General features: G+C 61.9%; 17 protein-coding genes. 7 read left to right on the plus strand and 10 right to left on the minus strand.

The annotated features are described in order from the left end of the window. The first annotated feature begins 78 nt into the window (after positions 1-78). Positions 79-447 (plus strand): PilZ domain-containing protein, encoded by a 369-nt coding sequence (locus tag ACIPL0_RS26150; protein WP_400596095.1) that lies wholly within the window; start codon positions 79-81, stop codon positions 445-447. Between the two features lie 135 nt (positions 448-582). Here ACIPL0_RS26150 and radA read toward each other — a convergent pair whose 3' ends face one another. Continuing rightward, entirely contained in the window at positions 583-1,950 is a 1,368-nt protein-coding gene (gene radA, locus ACIPL0_RS26155) for a DNA repair protein RadA (RefSeq protein ID WP_400596097.1), read from the minus strand. A 198-nt stretch (positions 1,951-2,148) separates the two neighbouring features. On the opposite strand from radA, the gene mscL reads away from it, so the two are divergent. Further along, a complete protein-coding gene (gene mscL / locus ACIPL0_RS26160) occupies positions 2,149-2,598 on the plus strand; it encodes a large-conductance mechanosensitive channel protein MscL (RefSeq protein WP_400596099.1) in 450 nt (149 codons plus the stop codon). Between the two features lie 165 nt (positions 2,599-2,763). Here the strand turns inward: mscL and ACIPL0_RS26165 are convergent, their stop codons facing one another. After that, positions 2,764-3,540, minus strand: coding sequence for a ferredoxin--NADP reductase (locus tag ACIPL0_RS26165; protein WP_400596101.1), 777 nt, complete (start codon positions 3,538-3,540; stop codon positions 2,764-2,766). 341 nt (positions 3,541-3,881) lie between these two features. On the opposite strand from ACIPL0_RS26165, the gene ACIPL0_RS26170 reads away from it, so the two are divergent. Further along, positions 3,882-4,130 (plus strand): helix-turn-helix transcriptional regulator, encoded by a 249-nt coding sequence (locus tag ACIPL0_RS26170; RefSeq protein ID WP_400596103.1) that lies wholly within the window; start codon positions 3,882-3,884, stop codon positions 4,128-4,130. 140 nt (positions 4,131-4,270) lie between these two features. Next, positions 4,271-5,395 carry a methyltransferase gene (locus ACIPL0_RS26175; RefSeq protein WP_400596105.1) on the plus strand — a complete coding sequence of 375 codons (1,125 nt, stop codon included), beginning with the start codon at positions 4,271-4,273 and terminating at the stop codon, positions 5,393-5,395. Between the two features lie 150 nt (positions 5,396-5,545). Here the strand turns inward: ACIPL0_RS26175 and ACIPL0_RS26180 are convergent, their stop codons facing one another. From ACIPL0_RS26180 to choX, 5 genes are all read right to left on the minus strand, one after another. After that, on the minus strand, positions 5,546-5,713 hold the full coding sequence (locus ACIPL0_RS26180; RefSeq protein ID WP_400596107.1) for a DUF2474 domain-containing protein: 168 nt from the start codon (positions 5,711-5,713) through the stop codon (positions 5,546-5,548). Positions 5,714-5,770: 57 nt separating this feature from the next. After that, entirely contained in the window at positions 5,771-6,778 is a 1,008-nt protein-coding gene (cydB, locus tag ACIPL0_RS26185) for a cytochrome d ubiquinol oxidase subunit II (RefSeq protein ID WP_400596109.1), read from the minus strand. 2 nt (positions 6,779-6,780) lie between these two features. After that, complete coding sequence (locus ACIPL0_RS26190) at positions 6,781-8,223, minus strand: cytochrome ubiquinol oxidase subunit I (protein ID WP_400596111.1); 1,443 nt, start codon at positions 8,221-8,223, stop codon at positions 6,781-6,783. A 469-nt stretch (positions 8,224-8,692) separates the two neighbouring features. After that, a complete protein-coding gene (locus ACIPL0_RS26195) occupies positions 8,693-9,598 on the minus strand; it encodes an alpha/beta hydrolase (protein WP_400596540.1) in 906 nt (301 codons plus the stop codon). Positions 9,599-9,805: 207 nt separating this feature from the next. Beyond that, the gene (choX, locus tag ACIPL0_RS26200; protein WP_400596113.1) at positions 9,806-10,747 is read right to left on the minus strand and encodes a choline ABC transporter substrate-binding protein; all 942 of its coding nucleotides are present in this window, start codon (positions 10,745-10,747) and stop codon (positions 9,806-9,808) included. A gap of 550 nt (positions 10,748-11,297) precedes the next feature. Between choX and ACIPL0_RS26205 the strand changes: the two genes are divergently transcribed. The 3 genes from ACIPL0_RS26205 to ACIPL0_RS26215 all read left to right on the plus strand — a co-directional run bounded on the left by ACIPL0_RS26205 (position 11,298) and on the right by ACIPL0_RS26215 (position 15,212). After that, positions 11,298-12,590 carry an NCS2 family permease gene (locus ACIPL0_RS26205; protein ID WP_400596115.1) on the plus strand — a complete coding sequence of 431 codons (1,293 nt, stop codon included), beginning with the start codon at positions 11,298-11,300 and terminating at the stop codon, positions 12,588-12,590. Beyond that, a complete protein-coding gene (gene trmA / locus ACIPL0_RS26210; protein ID WP_400596117.1) occupies positions 12,587-13,672 on the plus strand; it encodes a tRNA (uridine(54)-C5)-methyltransferase TrmA in 1,086 nt (361 codons plus the stop codon). The genes ACIPL0_RS26205 and trmA overlap by 4 nt, the downstream gene beginning before the upstream one ends. A gap of 379 nt (positions 13,673-14,051) precedes the next feature. Beyond that, on the plus strand, positions 14,052-15,212 hold the full coding sequence (locus tag ACIPL0_RS26215; protein WP_400596541.1) for an MFS transporter: 1,161 nt from the start codon (positions 14,052-14,054) through the stop codon (positions 15,210-15,212). Positions 15,213-15,357: 145 nt separating this feature from the next. On the opposite strand, the gene araD1 is transcribed toward ACIPL0_RS26215, so the two are convergent. From araD1 to ACIPL0_RS26230, 3 genes are all read right to left on the minus strand, one after another. Further along, a complete protein-coding gene (araD1, locus tag ACIPL0_RS26220) occupies positions 15,358-16,353 on the minus strand; it encodes an AraD1 family protein (RefSeq protein ID WP_400596119.1) in 996 nt (331 codons plus the stop codon). A 135-nt stretch (positions 16,354-16,488) separates the two neighbouring features. Beyond that, the gene (locus ACIPL0_RS26225) at positions 16,489-17,664 is read right to left on the minus strand and encodes an L-rhamnonate dehydratase (RefSeq protein ID WP_400596121.1); all 1,176 of its coding nucleotides are present in this window, start codon (positions 17,662-17,664) and stop codon (positions 16,489-16,491) included. A gap of 37 nt (positions 17,665-17,701) precedes the next feature. Beyond that, complete coding sequence (locus ACIPL0_RS26230) at positions 17,702-19,024, minus strand: MFS transporter (protein WP_400596123.1); 1,323 nt, start codon at positions 19,022-19,024, stop codon at positions 17,702-17,704. Positions 19,025-19,451: the final 427 nt, after the last annotated feature.

A 19,451-nucleotide genomic window follows, 5' to 3' on the forward strand; every position in this document is an offset into this window, starting at 1 on the left:
GCACAGCGAAAGGCCACCCCAACGATGGTCTAGCGCGGGAATTGACCTATAGTCAACGCAGCCAAGGAGAAGCTGCCCATGACCGATTCCCATGAAGAGCGTCGGCGTTTCAAACGTATATCTTTCGACGCCAAGACCGAGCTGACCCAGGGCCCGAAAAGCTGGCCCGTTCATCTGATAGACCTGTCACTCAAAGGTCTGCTGATCGAAAAACCGCAGCCCTGGCTGGGCGATCCTGACCAGCCCTTCACCGTCGACATTCATCTGAATGTCGATATCGAAGTCAGAATGGAAGTGCGCCTGACCCACGATGACCACAATCATCTGGGCTTTGTCTGCGAGCACATCGGCCTGGAGTCGGTGACCCATTTGCGCCGGGTGATGGAGCTGAACCTGGCCGATCCCAGGGAGCTGGAGCGGGAATTGGGGGCGTTGATCGAGGTGTGAGTGACGGCACTCAAACCACTGTGGGAGCGAATTCATTCGCGAGAGGCCAGTACATCCGATGCATTTCTGCCGGATGTACCGCCGCATCGCGAATGAATTCGCTCCCACAGGTCATTCATTCGTGTTCGACAGCGGTCACTCGAACAACGCATCCAGCGCCTGATCCAGTCGGGTCACGGCGATCACCGTCAGGCCCGGCGGCGGCTCTTTCGGTGCGTTGCCTTTGGGCACGATGGCGCGTTTGAAGCCGTGCTTGGCCGCTTCTTTCAGGCGCTCTTGACCGCTCGGCACCGGCCGCACTTCGCCAGACAGCCCCACTTCCCCGAACACCAGCAGATCACCCGGCAGCGCACGGTTGCGCAGGCTGGACATGACCGCCGCCATCAACGCCAGGTCGGACGCGGTTTCCAGCACCTTGACCCCACCCACCACGTTGAGGAACACGTCCTGATCGTGGGTCGGAATGCCACCATGGCGGTGCAACACCGCCAGCAGCATCGCCAGGCGGTTCTGGTCCAGACCCAGCGTCACCCGGCGCGGGTTGGACAAGTGGCTATCGTCGACCAGTGCCTGCACTTCCACCAGCATGGGCCGGGTGCCTTCCCACGTCGCCATGACCACACTGCCAGCGACTTCTTCCTGCGCACGGGTCAGAAAGATCGCTGACGGGTTGGAGACCTCTTTCAGGCCTTTGTCGGTCATGCCGAACACGCCCAGTTCGTTGACCGCACCGAAACGGTTTTTCACCGCCCGCAGCAGGCGCAGACGACCGTCGGACTCGCCTTCGAAATACAGCACGGTGTCGACCATGTGTTCGAGTACGCGCGGACCGGCCAATGCGCCCTCCTTGGTCACGTGGCCGACCAGGAAGATCGCCGTGCCGCTCTGTTTGGCGTAGCGCACCAGCAGCGCCGCGCTCTCGCGGACCTGCGACACGCCGCCCGGTGCCGATTGCAGGTTCTCGGTGAAGATGGTCTGGATCGAGTCGATCACCATGACCTTGGGCTGTTCGACCCGCGCCGTGGCAATGATGGTTTCGATGCAGGTTTCGGTCATCACCCGCAGCTTGTCCTGGGGCAGGCCCAGACGCCGGGCGCGCATGGCCACCTGCTGTTGCGATTCCTCGCCGGTCACGTACAGCGCCGACATGCTGCTGGCGATGGCGCACAAGGTCTGCAGCAGAATCGTCGATTTGCCGATGCCGGGATCGCCGCCGATCAGCACCACCGAGCCATCCACCAGGCCACCGCCGAGCACGCGGTCCAGTTCGTTGGAATGGGTGGAAAAGCGCGGGATCTCTTCGATGCTGACTTCGGCCAGCGTCTTGATCTGCGCCTGCTGCCCGGCCCAGCCGCCACGGCCGGTGGGCGCCGCTGCGCCGCCGCTTTCGATCATGGTTTCGGTCAGGGTGTTCCAGGCGCCGCATTCGCCGCACTGCCCGGCCCACTTGGGAAAGGTCGCGCCGCACTCGGTGCAGCCATACATGCGTTTGGCCTTGGCCATGACATCCCCCCGCTGGAAAAAGCGGCAATCATACCGCAAGGCTCAAACGCCCGTGCGCTCGGGCGTCCTGTGCAACGTTTTTGCCCGATCGGATAAAACTAACCGGCGCGTGGCCGGTCGATTTCAGGGATTGCGCGCGATGCGTGTAGCTGACTTACACTGCATCGGACACCCTCATCTGTAACAAAGGAATACACCATGAGCGTACTAAGCGAGTTCAAAGCCTTTGCCGTCAAAGGAAATGTGGTCGACATGGCCGTCGGTATCATCATTGGCGCGGCATTCGGCAAGATCGTTTCGTCGTTCGTCGGCGATGTAATCATGCCGCCCCTGGGGCTGCTGATCGGCGGCGTGGACTTCAGTGATCTGGCGGTCACCCTGAGAGCCGCAGAGGGTACGGCGCCGGCTGTGGTGCTGGCGTATGGCAAGTTCATTCAGACCGTCATCGACTTCCTGATCGTGGCCTTCGCCATCTTCATGGGCGTCAAGGCGATCAACAGGCTGAAACGCGAAGAGGCCGTGGCACCAACCGTTCCACCGGTGCCGACCCCGCAGGAAACCCTGCTGACCGAAATCCGTGACCTGCTCAAGGAGCAGAACAACAAACCCGCCGCGCCGATGCCGGTGAATCCTGATCGGCTGGTTTGAATCCCTCTGCCAGCAATCCGGGCAGATGACTCTGTGGGAGGGAGCCCTGCTCGCGAAGGCTGCGTGTCAGTCGAAATCGATTTGGCTGACCCAACGCTTTCGCGAGCAGGGCTCTCTCCCACGACCTTCGGCCAGAATCAAACGCAACGACGCCGCGTATCTGCTTTACCAGTAATTCTCCACCGCTATCTGCCCCGGCTTGCGGGTCAGGGCCAAGCGCATGTCGCGGGTCTTGAACAGGGCCCGGGTGTCTTCGATCATCTGCGGGTTGCCGCAGATCATCACCCGTGAATGCTCGGGCGTCAGCTCGACACCGGCCGCTTTTTCCAGCTCGCCGTTTTCGATCAACGTGGTGATGCGCCCGCTCAGTGCCCCCGGATGCTGCTCGCGGGTGACCGTGGCGATGAACTGGAACTTGTGCGCGTATTCCGCCAGATAGTCGCGCTGCGTCAGTTCAGCGATCAGTTGCTGGTACGCCAGTTCTGCGGCCTCGCGCACGCTGTACACCAGAATGATGCGCTCGAATTTTTCCCAGACTTCAAAGTCCTGCAGGATCGACAGGAACGGCGCCACGCCCGTGCCGGTGGATAACATCCACAGATCGCGACCATCGTTGAAACGGTCCAGGGTCAGATACCCCGTGGCCTGCTTTTCCACCATCAGCGTGTCGCCGACCCGCAGGCCGCTCAGCTCGCTGGTGAACTCCCCCCCTGGCACGACAATGGAGAAGAACTCCAGAAACTCGTCGTAAGGCGACGACACCACCGAGTACGCCCGCCACACCGTGCTGCCATCGGCCTTGGTCACGCCCAGCCGGACGAACTGCCCGGCGCGGAAGCGAAAGCCCGCATCACGGGTGGTACGCAGGGTGAACAGGCTCGGGGTCAGCGGCGTAACCTCCAGCAATGTCTGGCGGGTGAATTTTTCAGCACTGGCGGTCATGGGGCGCTCCTGGCTCCTGTCGCACGAATCGAGGGGTCGTCAGTGTCCCGCAAACCGACAGTTATAAACACCGGGGATTTGTAGTGTTATCCCGGAACAAGGCCCGATTCGGCCTCTCAGCACGTTTAGAGCATTTTGCTATTGGCTCCGTCGCGGCAAAACAGGCCACTGTCTATGGCCTTTTCTAAGCGTCTGATAAGCATCGGACTTTCAAAACAGTAGGCGCTTTGCGCCTGTTTCCGCTCGTCAGCATCGCCGCGCTCGTGCAGTTTGAGCGAGGCATTTTTCCCTAGACTTCAATCAAAACCGCAGTAAAAACCCGACAGCCATGGAGGCTGGTAATGGACACTCCGACCCTGGGCAGTTTGCCCACTCTGAGCGCGGATGCGCTCGCCTATAAAGGACTGACCGTACGGGAAGTGGAAGTGCTGAAATGGTCCGCCGAGGGCAAGACCGCCGCCGAAGTGGCGATGATTCTCGACCTGAAACTGCGCACCGTGAACTTCCACATCGGCAGCGCCATCCGCAAGATCGGTGTGACCAACAAGATTTCCGCCGTGGTCCAGGCGGCGCGACAAGGCGTGTTCTGACGTTATTGAACGCAGGACAGGCGTCGGCAAAATTCCGAAACGCATCTGCTGGAAAAACACGTAAAATCGCCGCTTTCGTGTGTCCGTTCGTTCGGCCACTTGTGCGATACCCGCCGTCTACGATTGGAAGTTGCCTGCTCATGCCCCTGCTCACCACGCCTTTCGCCCAGCTCGATCTGATTCGCCAGCCAGAGCAGTCGGACGAAACCCTGCAGGCATTCGATGCCGCCGACGAGTACCTGCTCAACCACGTTGCCGAGCACGGCCTGACCCTGCAGACCCGGGTGCTGGTGCTCAACGACAGCTTCGGTGCGCTGGCGGCAAGCCTGGCGCCCCACGCAGCAGTGTTCAGCAGTACTGACTCTTTCCTTTCAGTGCAGGCGTTGCAGAAAAACCTCACACGCAACGGCCAGGCCTACGACGCCGTACCGGTGATTCCCGCCAGCGAGCCGCTGCAAGGCCCCTTCGACTGGGTGCTGATCCGCGTGCCCAAGACCCTCGCACTGCTGGAAGAGCAACTGATTCGTTTGCAGGACCAACTGGCGCCCGGCGCTCGGGTGGTGGCAGCAGGCATGATCAAGCACCTGCCACGTTCGGCAGGCGAGTTGATGGAAGACTACATCGGCCCGGTGCAGGCGTCGCTGGCGGTCAAGAAAGCCCGGCTGCTGTTCTGCACACCGGAAGCGAAAGACTACCAACCCTCTCCTTTCCCGACCCGTTATACCCTCGACCAGCCGAAGATCGAGTTGATCAACCACGCCAACGTATTCTGCCGCGACGGGCTGGACATCGGCACCCGGGCATTTCTTCCGCACCTGCCGAAGAATCTGGGCTCGGCGCGGGTGGCCGATCTGGGTTGCGGCAACGGTGTACTGGCCATTGCCAGCGCTCTGAACAACCCCGACGCGCACTACACCCTGGTCGACGAGTCGTACATGGCGGTGCAGTCGGCTCGGGAAAACTGGCAACTGGCGCTGGGTGACCGCCCGGTGACTCTGCGTGCGGCAGATGGCCTCGATGGTCAGGAAGAGGATTCGCTGGACGTGGTGCTGTGCAACCCGCCCTTCCACCAGCAGCAGGTGGTTGGCGACTTCCTGGCCTGGCGCATGTTCCAGCAGGCCCGTGCGGCACTGGTGACCGGCGGCGCGCTGTACATCGTCGGCAACCGCCACCTGGGTTATCACACCAAACTGGCGCGCCTGTTCCGTGGCGTCGAGCAGGTGGCGGCAACGCCGAAGTTCGTGATTCTCAAAGCCCGCAAGTAGATCAGCCTGACGGCACCGCACCCTGAATAACTGTAGGAGTGAGCTTGCTCGCGATTGCGGTGTACCAGCAAAAAATTTCGGTACAGATAGATTGCAATCGCGAGCAAGCTCACTCCTACAGGGTTAGGAACCACACCTGAAAATCATCACTCAGTGGGTCTTCATCCCCGCCGCCGTCATGAACATGCGCAGCAGGCTCGCGACGATAAACAGGGCAAACACGCTGCCGGCCCAGATGATCACCAGCCAGCCGATGCGCTGCCACAGCGGCTTTTTCTGCGCACTGTCTTCATCGTGATAAGAGTCTTTACCGGACATCATCGAATCCTCGCCTCCTGAAAGCCGGCCCCGATATGAACTCGGGGCCGATGCCGACTAGTGATAACCGTCTTCGTGGGTGACTTTGCCGCGGAACACGTAGTAGCTCCAGAAGGTGTACCCGAGAATGAACGGAATGATGAACAGCGTGCCCACCAGAATGAAGCCCTGGCTCTGCGGTGGCGACGCCGCATCCCAGATCGAGATCGACGGCGGGATGATGTTCGGCCACAGGCTGATGCCCAGCCCGCTGTAGCCGAGGAACACCAGCACCAGCGTCAGCAGGAACGGCGTGTAGTTGGCGTTGCGCTCGATGGCCTTGAAGAAGAAGTACAGGGTCACCAGCACCAGCCCCGGCACTGGCATGAACCAGAACAGGTTGGGGATGCTGAACCAGCGGTCGGCGATTTCATGATGGGCCAGCGGCGTCCACAGGCTGACCCCGGCCATCACCGCCAGGGTAGCGAGTGCCAGTGGCCGCGCCAGATCGTGCATCGCCTTCTGCAGGCCACCTTCGGTTTTCATGATCAGCCAGGTGCAGCCGAGCAGCGCATAGGCGGCGATCAAGGCCACACCGCAGAACAGCGAGAACGGTGTCAGCCAGTCCAGCCCGCCACCGGCGTAGGCCCGGTTGACCACCGGGATGCCGTCGATGAAAGCCCCCAGCGCCACGCCCTGAAAGAACGTCGCCACGATCGAGCCGCCGATGAACGCCTTGTCCCACAGGTGCCGCTTGGCATCGGTGGCCTTGAAGCGGAACTCGAAAGCCACGCCACGGAAGATCAGGCCGATCAGCATGAAAATCAGCGGCAGGTACAACGCTTCGAGAATCACCGAGTAAGCCAGTGGGAACGCCCCGAACAGCGCGGCGCCCCCCAGCACCAGCCAGGTTTCGTTGCCGTCCCAGACCGGTGCCACGGTGTTCATCATCACATCGCGGTCGGTCTTGCCCTTGATGAAAGGAAAGAGAATGCCGATGCCGAGGTCAAAACCGTCCATGACCACGTACATCATCAAGCCGAAGATAATGATCACGGCCCAGATCAGTGAAAGATCGACGCCCATGCTCAGTTACCCCCACGCAGGCTGGTTTCGGTTTTATCTTCGCTGGCCTCGTCATCGGCAGCGGAGAGCGGACGGGCCGGTGTGCGTTTCTGCCCCGGGCCGCCATGTGGCGTGTCCTCGCCTTCGTGGGTCTTCGGCCCTTTGCGCACCAGGCGCATCATGTAGCCGAAACCGGCACCGAACAGCGAGAAGTACACCACCACGAACAGCACCAGCGTCAGGGTCATCTGACTGACACTGTGGTTGGACGACGCATCGGCAGTGCGCAGCAGGCCGTAGACCACCCACGGCTGACGGCCGATTTCAGTGGTGAACCAGCCGGCCAGCAAGGCGATCAAGCCCGACGGCCCCATGCACATCACCAGATAGAGGAACGCGCGGTTGCTGTACAGCCCGCCGCGCCAGCGCAGCCAGGCACTCCACAGGCCGACGGCGATCATCAGCATGCCCAGGCCGGCCATGACGCGGAACGACCAGAACACGATGGAGGAGTTGGGACGGTCCTCAGGCGGGAACGACTTCAGCGCCGGGATCTGCTTTTCCAGGCTGTGGGTCAGGATCAGGCTGCCCAGGTAAGGCACCTCGATCGCAAACTTGGTCTTCTCTTCCTTCATGTCCGGCCAGCCGAACAGGATCAACGGGGTCGGTTCGTTGCCGACGTTTTCCCAGTGCCCTTCGATGGCGGCGATTTTCGCCGGCTGATGCTCCAGAGTGTTCAACCCGTGGGCATCACCCACCACGGCCTGGATCGGGGCGACGATCAGCGCCATCCACATGGCCATCGACAGCATGCGGCGGATCGCCGGATTGTCGCGACCGCGCAGCAAATGCCAGGCCGCCGACGCGCCGACGAAGAAGGCCGTGGCGATGAACGCGGCAATCGCCATGTGCATCAAGCGGTAGGGGAACGACGGGTTGAAGATCACCGCCAGCCAGTCCACCGGAATCACTCGCCCGTCGACGATTTCGTAGCCTTGCGGCGTCTGCATCCAGCTGTTGGAGGCCAGAATCCAGAACGTCGAGATCAGGGTGCCGACCGCAACCATGACCGTGGCGAAGTAGTGCAGGCCACGGCCCACACGGTTCCAGCCAAACAGCATGACGCCGAGGAAGCCTGCTTCGAGGAAGAATGCCGTCAGCACCTCGTACGTCAGCAAAGGCCCGGTGATCGCACCGGCAAAGTCGGAGAAACGGCTCCAGTTGGTGCCGAACTCGTAGGCCATGACCAACCCGGAAACCACCCCCATGCCGAAGTTCACGGCAAAGATCTTCGACCAGAAGTGGTACAGGTCACGGTAGGTGTTGTCGTGGGTTTTCAGCCACAGGCCTTCGAGCACGGCAAGAAAGCTCGCCAGGCCGATGGTGATGGCCGGGAACAGGATGTGGAATGAAACGGTGAACGCAAACTGGATTCGGGCGAGATCAAGTGCCTCTAAACCGAACATAGGTCTTCCTCTATCAGGTGATACCGGCGGCTTCAGACCCGGGGCCTTCAGCGTCTGCCCCTCCACGGAGTATTGAGTACGACTGGGTGCAATTGTTCTTTTTGGTTTCGCGCTCAGGTTCGCGACGCGGGCGTTGTGTCAAGTCGCCTGGTCAGGCAAGGCCGTGAATGGCGTTGATGCAGGTCAACCGACGTTGAAAGAGTAGTCCCATTTCGGCACATGCTCCGCGTGGTTGTTTGTCGCGTGGCGAGTTGTCTCACCCATTGATGCAGAGCAGTTGCGGCGGGAACGGAGCAGATGAACGCGATAGGCCTGTAGGAGCTGGCTTGTCCTGCGACCGGCTGCGAAGCAGTCGTAAAACCGGTGCTCGCGTTTTGCCTGTCACACCGCATTTAGCGGATTTACGACTGCTGCGCAGCCGGTCGCAGGACAAGCCAGCTCCTACAGGGGGGTGCAGGAGTGCCGGCGCCTATAGAGGAACTCGCAAAAATGCCTGAATCGCGTTCAGCATCCGCTGATACAGCGCATCCACTTCCGGGACCTGGCCTTTGCCGCGCAGGCAGCCATGGACCAGCCCCAGGCCCGGATCGAACTCGGTCGGTACACCGGCTTCGCGCAAGGCCCGTTCGTAACACACCCCGTCGTCACGCAGCGGATCGAACTCGGCCACCGCGATGAACGCCGGGGCCAGATGGCGAAAATCCTTGGCGTTGAGGGGCATGGCGTAAGGAGAACGCTCGCCTTCGGGCAGGTACAACTGCCGATAAAAGCCGAGGTCGGCGGTGCTCAGCAACGGTGCGTCGGCGCATTCGCTGCGCGATGGCAAATCGTCGGCGCCGCCGAGGCCGGGATACAGCAGCACCTGACCCAACGGCTGGCGCTCGCGGCCATCGCGCAAGGCCAAACACACTGCCGCAGCCAGATTGCCACCGGCACTGTCACCGGCGATCACCACCCGGCGCGGGTCGATATCCAGGCGCAGGGCCTGCGCCTGCAAGGCCCGCCACACGGCCAGGCAATCGTTGAAACCGGCCGGGAACGGGTGTTCCGGTGCCAGCCGGTAGTCGACGGCGATGACCATCGCATTGAGGTCGCTGGCCATGGCCGCCGTGATGAAATCATGGGAATGCAGATCGCCCACCACCCAGCCGCCGCCATGCAGGTACAGCACGCACGGTGCCGGTTCTTCGACGGAAAGGTTATGCGGACGGTAGAGCCGCACCGGCACATCGGCGAGGGTGAAATCCTTGGCGCCGAGCCCGGCAGGCCGCGCCGGGGTAAAGGCTTCGCACATGCGCGAGTAGGATTGGCGCTGGGCGTCGATCTCCAGCGAATCGACAGAGAAACTCAGGGTGTTGGCAACGAACGCCGCCATTTCGGGGGACAGGGGGTAGGACAAACCAGAGCTCCATCATGCGTGATCCAGCCGCTGCTCCTGCGACTGACAAACAACCCTTTGTGGAACACGGTCCAGTGGGAGGGAGCCCTGCTTGCGAAGGCGTCAGTCCAGGCACTCATGCAGTGTCTGACAGAAAGCGTTCGCGAGCAGGGCTCCCTCCCACAGATTCCACGGTGTCAGGCTTTACTTGTTCACCGCCACCTGCACGGCGCTCGCGGCATCCTTGCCGTCAAACGTGGTCACGCCATCGAGCCAGCGCTTCATGTCTTCCGGGTGATCCTTGAGCCACTGTTTGGCGACGTCGTTCGGCGCCTTGCGGTCCATGATCGGCACCATCATCTGGCTTTCCTGGGCCGCGGTGAACTTCAGGTTGCTCATCAGCTTGTTGACGTTCGGGCAACGGGTCGCGTAATCCGGCGCGGTGACCACGGACACGGTCGCGGCGCCTTCGCCCGGGCCGAACACGTCTTCGCTGCCGGTCAGGTAATCGATCTTCATGTTGATGTTCATCGGATGCGGGGTCCAGCCGACGAAGACCACCCATTCCTTGCGCTTGATCGCCCGCTGTACGGCGGCAAGCATGCCGGCCTCACCCGACTCCACCAACTGGAAACCGCCCAGACCGAACTGATTCTTGTCGATCATGCCCTTGATATTGGCGTTGGCGCCGGTGCCCGGCTCGATGCCGTAGATCTTGCCGCCCAGCTTGTCCTTGAATTTGGCGATGTCGCCGAAGGTTTTCAGGCCGCCGGCCGCCACGTAGTCAGGCACCGCCAGGGTCGCCTGGGCGTCGCTCATGCTCGGGGCATCGAAGACCTTGACCTGGTTGGCCGCGACAAACGGTGCGATGTTCTTGTCCATCGCCGGCTTCCAGTAGCCGAGGAACACGTCCAGGCGGTCATCACGCAGGCCGCCGAAGACGATCTGCTGCGCGGCGCTGGTCTGTTTGACGTCGTAACCCATGTTCTGCAGCAGTACTTCGGCGACCGCGCTGGTGGCGATCACGTCGGTCCAGTTCACAACACCCATCCGCACGCTCTGGCATTTGGCGGGTTCGGCCGCCATCAAGGCGGTACTGCTCAGCATCAACACACCGCAACTGATATGACGGATAAATCTGTTCATACGTGCTCCTCGGGTCGGCTCGTTATTTTAGTCAGCTCTTTTCGGCAGTTTCTTAAGGCTTTGAAGACCCACGACAATGCATTGCTGCCGCGTTGATGCAAATTACGCAGCAGCCTCGCGAACAAAACGCACCAGCGCGACCTGTGTTTGCACTGGAGCGACATTGGTAAAAGTAGCCTGTTGACATCATGCCCTGCACAACCTCCCTGTAGGAGCTGGCTTGCCCTGCGACCGGCTGCGCAGCAGTCGTAAATCCGGCAAACGTGGTGTGTCAGAACTGCATAGTCGTCAGGGTTTACGACGACTGCGTCGCCGGTCGCAGGGCAAGCCAGCTCCTACAAGGGATTGGCGGTGGCGGCAGGGGCAATCCAGACAAATTTCAGCCACCGACCAGCACCCGCCCCCATTCTCCGGCGCTGCTGGTATGATGCGCGGCTTTTTTCGACTGGCAGAATTTGTGCACGCCTTTTTGCAGGCTGTTTCGACAGGCTGTGCTTTTCTCTATTAGTCGATTTCAACTCACGGCGCCGGGCGCCCAAGGAAGCCACACATGCTGGAGCGGCTGTTTCAACTCAAGGCACATAACACCAATGTGCGCACCGAAATCCTGGCCGGCGTCACGACGTTCCTGGCCATGGCCTACATCCTGTTCGTCAACCCGAGCATCCTCGGCGAGACCGGCATGGACAAGGGCGCCATTTTCGTCGCCACCTGCCTGGCTGCGGCCATCGGCTCGACGGTCATGGGCCTGATCGCCAACTACCCGATCGCCCTCGCTCCGGGCATGGGCCTGAACGCCTTCTTCACCTACACCGTGGTCCTGCACATGGGCCACACCTGGCAAGTCGCGCTGGGTGCGGTGTTCATCTCGGCGGTGATGTTCTTCCTGCTGTCGATCTTCCGCATCCGCGAATGGATCATCAATAGCATCCCGCTGCCGCTGCGTTCGGCGATTGCCGCCGGTATCGGCCTGTTCCTGGCGCTGATCGCCCTGCACAACGCCGGCATCGTGGTCAGCAACCCGGCGACCATGGTCGGCCTGGGCGATCTGGCACAACCGGCACCGATTCTCGCGACCCTCGGTTTCGCCCTGATCGTGGCCCTGGAGGCCCTGAAAGTGCGCGGCGCGGTGCTGATCGGCATCCTCGCGGTGACCATCGTCTCCATCGTGCTCGGCTTCTCGCCATTTGGTGGCGTGGTGTCGATGCCGCCTTCGCTGGCGCCGACCTTCCTGCAACTGGACATTCCGGGCGCACTGAACATCGGTCTGGTCAGCGTGATCTTCTCCTTCCTGTTCGTTGACCTGTTCGACAACTCCGGCACCCTGATCGGCGTCGCCAAGCGCGCTGGCCTGATGGGCAAGGACGGCCACATGCCGAAAATGGGCCGTGCGCTGGTCGCCGACAGCACCGCCGCCATGGCCGGTTCGCTGCTGGGCACCTCGACCACCACCAGTTACATCGAATCGGCAGCGGGTGTCAGCGCCGGCGGCCGCACCGGCCTGACCGCCATCGTGGTCGCCGTGCTGTTCCTGCTGGCGCTGTTCTTCGCACCGCTGGCCGGCAGCGTCCCGGCATTCGCCACCGCCCCTGCCCTGCTGTTCGTGGCTGTATTGATGACCTCGGGTCTGGCCGAAATCAACTGGGACGACATCACTGAAGCCGCTCCGGTGGTGATCACCGCGCTGGCGATGCCGTTCACCTATTCCATCGCCAACGGCATCGCCTTCGGCTTCATTTCCTGGACCGTGATCAAGCTGCTGTCCGGCCGTGGCCGTGAGCTGAATTCGGCACTGGTGGTGTTGTCGATCCTGTTCGTGATCAAGCTGGGCTTCTACCCATGAGTTCTACGTTCGACCCTGCGAGCTACGATCAGCAGCTCGCCGACAAGACCGCGCGCCTGCGTGAACTGCTGGCGCCGTTCGACGCCCCGGAACCGCAGGTGTTCGACTCGCCGCGCGAGCACTATCGCCTGCGCGCCGAATTCCGCCTGTGGCGCGAAGACGGCCAGCGTCACTACGCGATGTTTGCGCCAGGCGACAAGTACACGCCGATCCTGATCAACGACTTCCCCATCGCCAGCCAGCAGATCAATACGCTGATGCCGCTGCTGCGGGATCGCTGGCAGGCCAGTCAGGTGCTCAACCACAAGCTGTTCCAGGTGGACTTTCTGACCACCCTGGCCGGCGACGGCATGATCACTCTGTGCTATCACCGCCCGCTGGACGATGCCTGGCAACAGGAAGCCGAGCAACTGGCGGCGGACCTCAAGGTCAGCGTGATCGGTCGCTCCAAGGGTCAGCGTCTGGTGGTCGGTCGCGATTACGTGACCGAAGAGCTGGAAGTCGCTGGCCGCACCTTCAGCTATCGCCAGCCGGAAGGCGCGTTCACCCAGCCCAACGGCACGGTGAACCAAAAGATGCTGAGCTGGGCGTTCGAAGCACTGGGCGAACGTGAAGACGATCTGCTGGAGCTGTATTGTGGCAACGGCAACTTCACCCTGCCGCTGGCGACCCGCGTGCGCAAGGTGCTGGCGACCGAGATCAGCAAGACCTCGGTCAATGCCGCACTGAGCAATCTGGCCGACAACGCTGTGGATAACGTCACGCTGGTGCGCCTGTCCGCTGAAGAGCTGACCGAAGCGCTGAATGACGTGCGTCCGTTCCGTCGTCTGGCCGGCGTCGACCTGAAGAGCTACGACTTCGGCAGCGTCTTCGTCGACCCGCCTCGCGCCGGCATGGACCCGGACACCTGCGAGCTGACCCGGCGTTTCGAGCGCATTCTGTACATCTCCTGCAACCCGGAAACCCTGGCCGCCAACATCGCCCAGTTGCACGACACCCATCGGGTCGAGCGCTGCGCGCTGTTCGATCAGTTTCCGTATACGCACCATATGGAATCCGGGGTGTTGCTGGTTCGCCGCTAGCTAGCACCACATCCCTGTAGGAGTGAGCTTGCTCGCGATGACAATCCGTCTGTGCCTGATGAGGCGACTGACATGACGCCATCGCGAGCAAGCTCACTCCTACAAACGGTGGCGTTTTTGGAATCGCTGTCGCCGGCAAGCCGTACTGCTACGGGCTCGCTCTTCCCCTTTTTTCGCACCATCCATCATTAAATTTCTGACAGTAACAGGCATATACCTGCGTGGCGGTGTATAACAGTCGGCCGTCTTTCGCTTCGATGGATGTCCTGCCTTGAGTTCCGAATCGCCCGCGTCATCGTCCGAATCCGCCTCTGAAAGCATCATTCGGCAACCCGGTTTCTTCGCCTTTCTGACTGCCCGCCTCGCCGCAGTGTTCGCCATGCAGATTCAGGCCGTGGTTGTGGCCTGGCAGGTCTACGACATGACCCGCGACCCGATCTCGCTGGCGTACGTGGGCCTGGCCCAGTTCATCCCGATGCTGTTGCTGCTGATGCCAGCCGGCGATCTGATCGACCGCTACGACCGCAAGTTGATCCTGACCATCAGTTGGCTGGTCCAAGGCAGCTGCAGCCTGGCGCTGATGCTGTTTTCCATCACCCACCATCAGGACACCCGCCTGATCTACGCCGCCCTGGCCCTGTTCGGCTGCGCCCGCGCCTTCACTGGCCCGGCGCTGCAAAGCCTGCTGCCGCAAGTGGTGCCACGGGAAAAACTGGCCTCGGCGATTGCCACCAACAGCATGATCATGCGCATCGCCACCATCGCCGGCCCGCTGGTCGGCGGCGGCCTGTATGCACTGGGCGGCGGTGGCCTGACCTACACGGTGTGCATGGCCAGCTTCATCGCCGGCGTGTTGCTGCTGACCCGCGTGCCGGTGCTGTACGCCGGGAAAAAACAGATTCTCGAATCTACCGCCTGGAAGCGCTTCACCGCGGGTATCGCGTTCATTCGCTCGCGGCCGATCATCCTCGGCACCATCTCGCTGGACCTGTTCGCCGTGCTGCTGGGCGGCGTGGTGGCGCTGCTGCCGATCTACGCCCACGAAGTGCTGCACCTGGGTCCGCAAGGCCTGGGCGCGCTGCGCAGTGCGATGAGCCTGGGTGAGGTCAGTACCGGCCTGTATCTGGCGGCGCGCCCGTTCGATCGGCATGTCGGTCTGGTGATGTTCATTGCCGTGGCGATCTTTGGTCTGGCGAATCTGGTGTTCGCCCTGTCGACGCTGTTCTGGCTGTCGTTGCTGGCGCTGATGATTGCCGGTGCGGCGGACATGGTCAGTGTCTATATCCGTTCGACGCTGGTGCAGTTCTCCACCCCGGACGAAATGCGCGGGCGGGTCAACGCGGTGAACATGCTGTTCATCGGCTCCTCCAACGAGCTGGGCGAATTCCGAGCTGGCAGCAGCGCCGCGCTGTTTGGTGCAGTGCCGGCGGCGGTGATCGGTGGGCTGTGTACGCTGGGCGTGGTGGGCACCTGGATGGTGGGTTTCAAGGCCCTGCGTCAGGTGAACCATTTTGCCGAGGCTTCGCCGGAGAAAGTGTAACCCCGCCCTCTCGAACACCACGGATTGTAGGAGTGAGCTTGCTCGCGATAGCGGTATTTCTGTGCCTGATGTGGCGACTGACACACCGCCATCGCGAGCAAGCTCACTCCTACAAGGTCCTGTGCATTGACCTGTAGCAGCACGGCTACAACGATTTCACCTGCCCGATCCCGACTGGCCGCTCTCCCTCGCCAATGCCGTTCTCCAGCGGCGCTCCAAACACATCCAGGCTGATCCGGAAACGGTCGCCGGGGCGGGTCTTCACACCGTCGGCGAACGACAGGGTCGCGGTGCCGAAGTAGTGAATGTGTACATCTCCCGGCCGCAAAAACTGCGCGTACTTGAAGTGGTGATATTCAAGGTTGGCGAGGCTGTGGCACATGTTGTCTTCGCCGCTGAGGAATTCCTTCTCCCAGATCACTTCACCATCGCGAACGATGCGGCTCATGCCGGACAGGTGGCGCGGTAGCTCGCCCACGCGCAACTCGGGGCCATAGGCGCAGAAACGCAGCTTGGAATGGGCCAGGTACAGGTAATTGCGCCGCTCCATGACGTGGTCGGAAAACTCGTTGCCCAGGGCATAACCCAAGCGATACGGCTGGCCGTCGTCGCCGATCACGTACAGACCGGTCAGCTCGGGTTCTTCACCGGCATCTTCGGCAAACGGCGGCACCGGGAAATCCGCGCCTGGCCGGACGACGATGCTGCCGTCGCCCTTGTAGAACCATTCCGGCTGCGCACCGACCTGCCCTGCCGCTGGCTTGCCGCCTTCGATGCCCCATTTGAAGATCTTCATGGTGTCGGTCATGCCGGCTTCGACCGCGCCGTCATGCTGGTGCATCTTGTCCCGCGCCGAGGCGCTGCCCAGGTGGGTCAGGCCGGTGCCGCTGATCAGACAGTGGGCCGGGTCTTCGTGGTCCAGGGGTGGCAGGACCTGGCCGTTTTGCAGCAATGCTGCGTAATCCGGGCCGGCGTCGCTGCCCCGACTCTCAGCTTCGGCCTGCAGGCTGCGCTGGTTGCGGATGGCGGCGAGGGCCAGTTCGCGGGTGCTGGTGGTGTTGCGGATGACGCTGACCTGCGCGCCATCGACGACGCCGACCTGGCGTTGTCCGTGGCTGTTTTCGAATTGGATCAGGCGCATTGTTTGTCTCCAGAGTCCGGTCTTTCAAAACACATAGGACTGACCTGTGGGTGAACCTGTGGGAGCGGGGCTCCCTCCCACGGATGAGTGTCGAGTGCGCCACCGTGTTCCGGCAGCACCGCCCTCCTGCCTTCATCACTCGATGATGTTGAACTCGCTCAGGTATTCATCGGAGATTTCCAGGCCCAGGCCCGGTTTGTTGTCGTCCAGCTGGATGTAGCCGTTGACCGGCTGCGGCTCGCCCTTGAACACGTAGTAGAACAGCTCGTTGCCGACTTCGACGTCGAACACCGGGAAGAACTCGGCCATCGGCGAGGCGGTGGTGGACATGGTCAGGTGGTAGTTGTGCATCTGCCCGGCGTGGGGGATGACCGGCACCGACCAGGCTTCGGCCATGGCGTTGATCTTGCGCGCCGCGGTGATGCCGCCAACGCGGTTGGTGTCGTACTGGATCACGTCGACGGCGCGGCGTTCGAGCATGTCCTTGAAGCCGTAGGAGGTGAATTCGTGCTCGCCGCCGGAGATCGGCATGATGCCCATCTTCTTCAGCTCGATGTAGCCTTCCAGGTCGTCGGCGATCACCGGTTCCTCCAGCCAGCGCGGCTCGAACTCGGCCAGTTTCGGCAGCATGCGGCGGGCGTATTCCAGGGTCCAGCCCATGTAGCACTCCAGCATGATGTCGACGTCAGGGCCGGCCAGCTCACGCAGCGCGCGCACCTGCTCGATGTTGCGGCGCATGCCCGCCGGGCCGTCTTTCGGGCCGTAGCCGAAGCGCATCTTCATGGCGGTGAAGCCCTGGCTCAGATAGCCCTGGGCTTCTTCGAGGAACAGGTCGAGGTTGTCGTTGGCGTACAGTTTCGAGGCGTAGGTCCAGATCTTCTCTTTGGTGCGCCCGCCGAGCAGCTTGAACACCGGCTTGTTCACCGCCTTGCCCATGATGTCCCAGATAGCGATGTCGATGGCCGAGATCGCCGCCATGCCGATGCCCTTGCGGCCCCAGGCGTGGCTCTGGCGGTACATTTTCTGCCAGATGTATTCGTTGTCGAACGGGTCTTCACCGATGGCGATCGGCGCCAGATAGGTGTCGATGATTTCCTTGGCGACACGTGGCGCCAGGGCGCAGTTGCCGATGCCGACGATGCCGTTGTCGGTCTCGACTTCCACCACCAGCCAGCCGTGGAAACGGAAGGAGCCCATGGCATCGCCGCGCTCGAAGAGGATGTCGCTGGCGTTGGTGCAGAAATGCGCCTGTGGCGGAACGACCTTGCCTTTCCATTCGAAGACGCGGGTACGGATTGCCTTGATTTTCATGAGTACGGTTCCTTGCTATCTACTTCGGGATGGGAGTTCAGCCGGCCTGCACGGAGGTCAGCCCAGTGGAAGAAGTCGGGGTGTCATGCAGCTTCAAGCGGGCGATCAGGATGGCGCCGAGAATGCCGACCGCCGCGAGGGCGAACATGCCTGCACGCGGGTCGCCGAAACCGGCTTCCATGATGGTTTTCAGGTTCGGCGCAACGAAGCCGCCGAGGTTGCCGAGGGAGTTGATCAGGGCAATCCCGCCAGCAGCCGCAGCACCGCTCAGGTAGTTGGTGGGGATGGTCCAGAACAGCGGCTGCACCGAGACGAAACCCGCTGCGGCGAAGCAGAACGCGATCACCACCGGCACCATGCTCGTGCCCAGTGCCGAGGCAGCGATGCCCAGCGCAGCCATGGTCAACATGCACACCGCGAGGCGGCGATGCTGGCCGGTGCGGTCGGCGTAACGGGTGATCAGGCGAGTGACGATCAGCGCGCAGATCCACGGGATCGCCGTGATCAGGCCGACGTTGAGGCCGACATGACCGTCGAGCAGCCCGGCGATCCGGGTCGGCAGGTAGAACACCACGCCGTAGACACTCATCTGAATCGTGAAATACGCCACGCAGAAACGCAGCACACGACCGTTGCGCAGCGCGCTGAGGAAGCCGTGGGGGCTGGCGGTTTTCCGGGCGTCTTCTTCAGCCAGCGCCGTACCCAGCGCCTGCTTTTCTTCATCGCTCAACCAGCGGGCCTGAGCCGGGCGGTTGACCAGATAGAAATAGGCGGCGATGCCTACCGCCGAGGCCATCAGGCCTTCGACCACGAACAGCCATTGCCAGTTGGTCAGGCCGAATACGCCATGAAAATCCAGCAGCCAGCCCGACAGCGGGCTACCGAGCACCAGCGCCAGCGGCAGGCCGAAGTAGAACAGGCCCAGCGCCTGACCACGGCTTTTCGACGGGAACCAGTAGGTGAGGTAGAGGATGATGCCGGGGAAGAAACCGGCTTCAGCCACGCCCAGCAGGAAGCGCAGGACGTAAAAGGTCTGGGCGTTGTGGGCGAACATCATCGCCGCCGAGACCAGCCCCCAGGTGACCATGATCCGGCACAGCCAGACCTTGGCGCCGAGCTTGTGCAGCATGTAGTTGCTCGGCACTTCGAAGAAGGCATAGCCGATGAAGAAGATGCTCGCACCGAAGGCGAACGCGGCATCGCCCAGGCCGGTGTCTGCGGCCAGCGCGGCCTTGGCAAAGCCGACGTTGGAGCGGTCGATGAAGGCCAGGATGTACATCAGGATCAGGAAGGGCAGCAGGCGTAGCCGGCTTTTGGCGATAGCCCGGTCAAGGGCCTGAGCAGAAACAGAAGCTGTCATCTGTGTGTTCCTCGATGCCAGTGATCCCGCAGGCGCGGGGCCGGCCTTTTTTGTAATTGTTTTTCGACCCGCCAGGCCCGAGACCAGAGGCTTGGAGCAGCGCGTCGTTGGGAGGAATTTAGCCAGCGGGAACAGGGCTCGGCTAATCACTTATGCGTATCCAGTGATAGCTACAGGTGATCGGTGGAAAGCAGGACTTGCGCGTGTGGTTATAGGAGTGACTGGCCCTTGAATTTGCATTTGCCCTTGTGGGAGGGAGCTCTGCTCGCGAAAGCGTCAGTCCAGACAATGTGATGTCGACTGCACCACCGCCATCGCGAGCAGAGCTCCCTCCCACAGGATTGTGCGGTGGCCCCGGAATCGTGATCGGTCTGCAATGGAGTCACGGCGATTGAGGCCAAAAAAACCGCAAACCGGGCGTGAATGC

The sequence above is a fragment of the Pseudomonas sp. NPDC090208 genome (assembly GCF_044746785.1).
Taxonomy (GTDB): Bacteria; Pseudomonadota; Gammaproteobacteria; order Pseudomonadales; family Pseudomonadaceae; genus Aquipseudomonas.

What these genes read in the sequence shown, in the direction of transcription:
- ACIPL0_RS26165 (WP_400596101.1), bottom strand. Translation starts at nt 3,540, where the DNA reads ATGACCGCCAGTGCTGAAAAATTCACCCGCCAGACATTGCTGGAGGTT.
- ACIPL0_RS26225 (WP_400596121.1), bottom strand. Translation starts at nt 17,664, where the DNA reads ATGAAAATCAAGGCAATCCGTACCCGCGTCTTCGAATGGAAAGGCAAG.
- choX (WP_400596113.1), bottom strand. Translation starts at nt 10,747, where the DNA reads ATGAACAGATTTATCCGTCATATCAGTTGCGGTGTGTTGATGCTGAGC.
- ACIPL0_RS26215 (WP_400596541.1), top strand. Translation starts at nt 14,052, where the DNA reads ATGCAGATTCAGGCCGTGGTTGTGGCCTGGCAGGTCTACGACATGACC.
- ACIPL0_RS26190 (WP_400596111.1), bottom strand. Translation starts at nt 8,223, where the DNA reads ATGTTCGGTTTAGAGGCACTTGATCTCGCCCGAATCCAGTTTGCGTTC.
- ACIPL0_RS26195 (WP_400596540.1), bottom strand. Translation starts at nt 9,598, where the DNA reads ATGGCGGCGTTCGTTGCCAACACCCTGAGTTTCTCTGTCGATTCGCTG.
- ACIPL0_RS26205 (WP_400596115.1), top strand. Translation starts at nt 11,298, where the DNA reads ATGCTGGAGCGGCTGTTTCAACTCAAGGCACATAACACCAATGTGCGC.
- ACIPL0_RS26150 (WP_400596095.1), top strand. Translation starts at nt 79, where the DNA reads ATGACCGATTCCCATGAAGAGCGTCGGCGTTTCAAACGTATATCTTTC.
- trmA (WP_400596117.1), top strand. Translation starts at nt 12,587, where the DNA reads ATGAGTTCTACGTTCGACCCTGCGAGCTACGATCAGCAGCTCGCCGAC.
- mscL (WP_400596099.1), top strand. Translation starts at nt 2,149, where the DNA reads ATGAGCGTACTAAGCGAGTTCAAAGCCTTTGCCGTCAAAGGAAATGTG.
- ACIPL0_RS26170 (WP_400596103.1), top strand. Translation starts at nt 3,882, where the DNA reads ATGGACACTCCGACCCTGGGCAGTTTGCCCACTCTGAGCGCGGATGCG.
- radA (WP_400596097.1), bottom strand. Translation starts at nt 1,950, where the DNA reads ATGGCCAAGGCCAAACGCATGTATGGCTGCACCGAGTGCGGCGCGACC.
- cydB (WP_400596109.1), bottom strand. Translation starts at nt 6,778, where the DNA reads ATGGGCGTCGATCTTTCACTGATCTGGGCCGTGATCATTATCTTCGGC.
- araD1 (WP_400596119.1), bottom strand. Translation starts at nt 16,353, where the DNA reads ATGCGCCTGATCCAATTCGAAAACAGCCACGGACAACGCCAGGTCGGC.
- ACIPL0_RS26180 (WP_400596107.1), bottom strand. Translation starts at nt 5,713, where the DNA reads ATGTCCGGTAAAGACTCTTATCACGATGAAGACAGTGCGCAGAAAAAG.
- ACIPL0_RS26175 (WP_400596105.1), top strand. Translation starts at nt 4,271, where the DNA reads ATGCCCCTGCTCACCACGCCTTTCGCCCAGCTCGATCTGATTCGCCAG.
- ACIPL0_RS26230 (WP_400596123.1), bottom strand. Translation starts at nt 19,024, where the DNA reads ATGACAGCTTCTGTTTCTGCTCAGGCCCTTGACCGGGCTATCGCCAAA.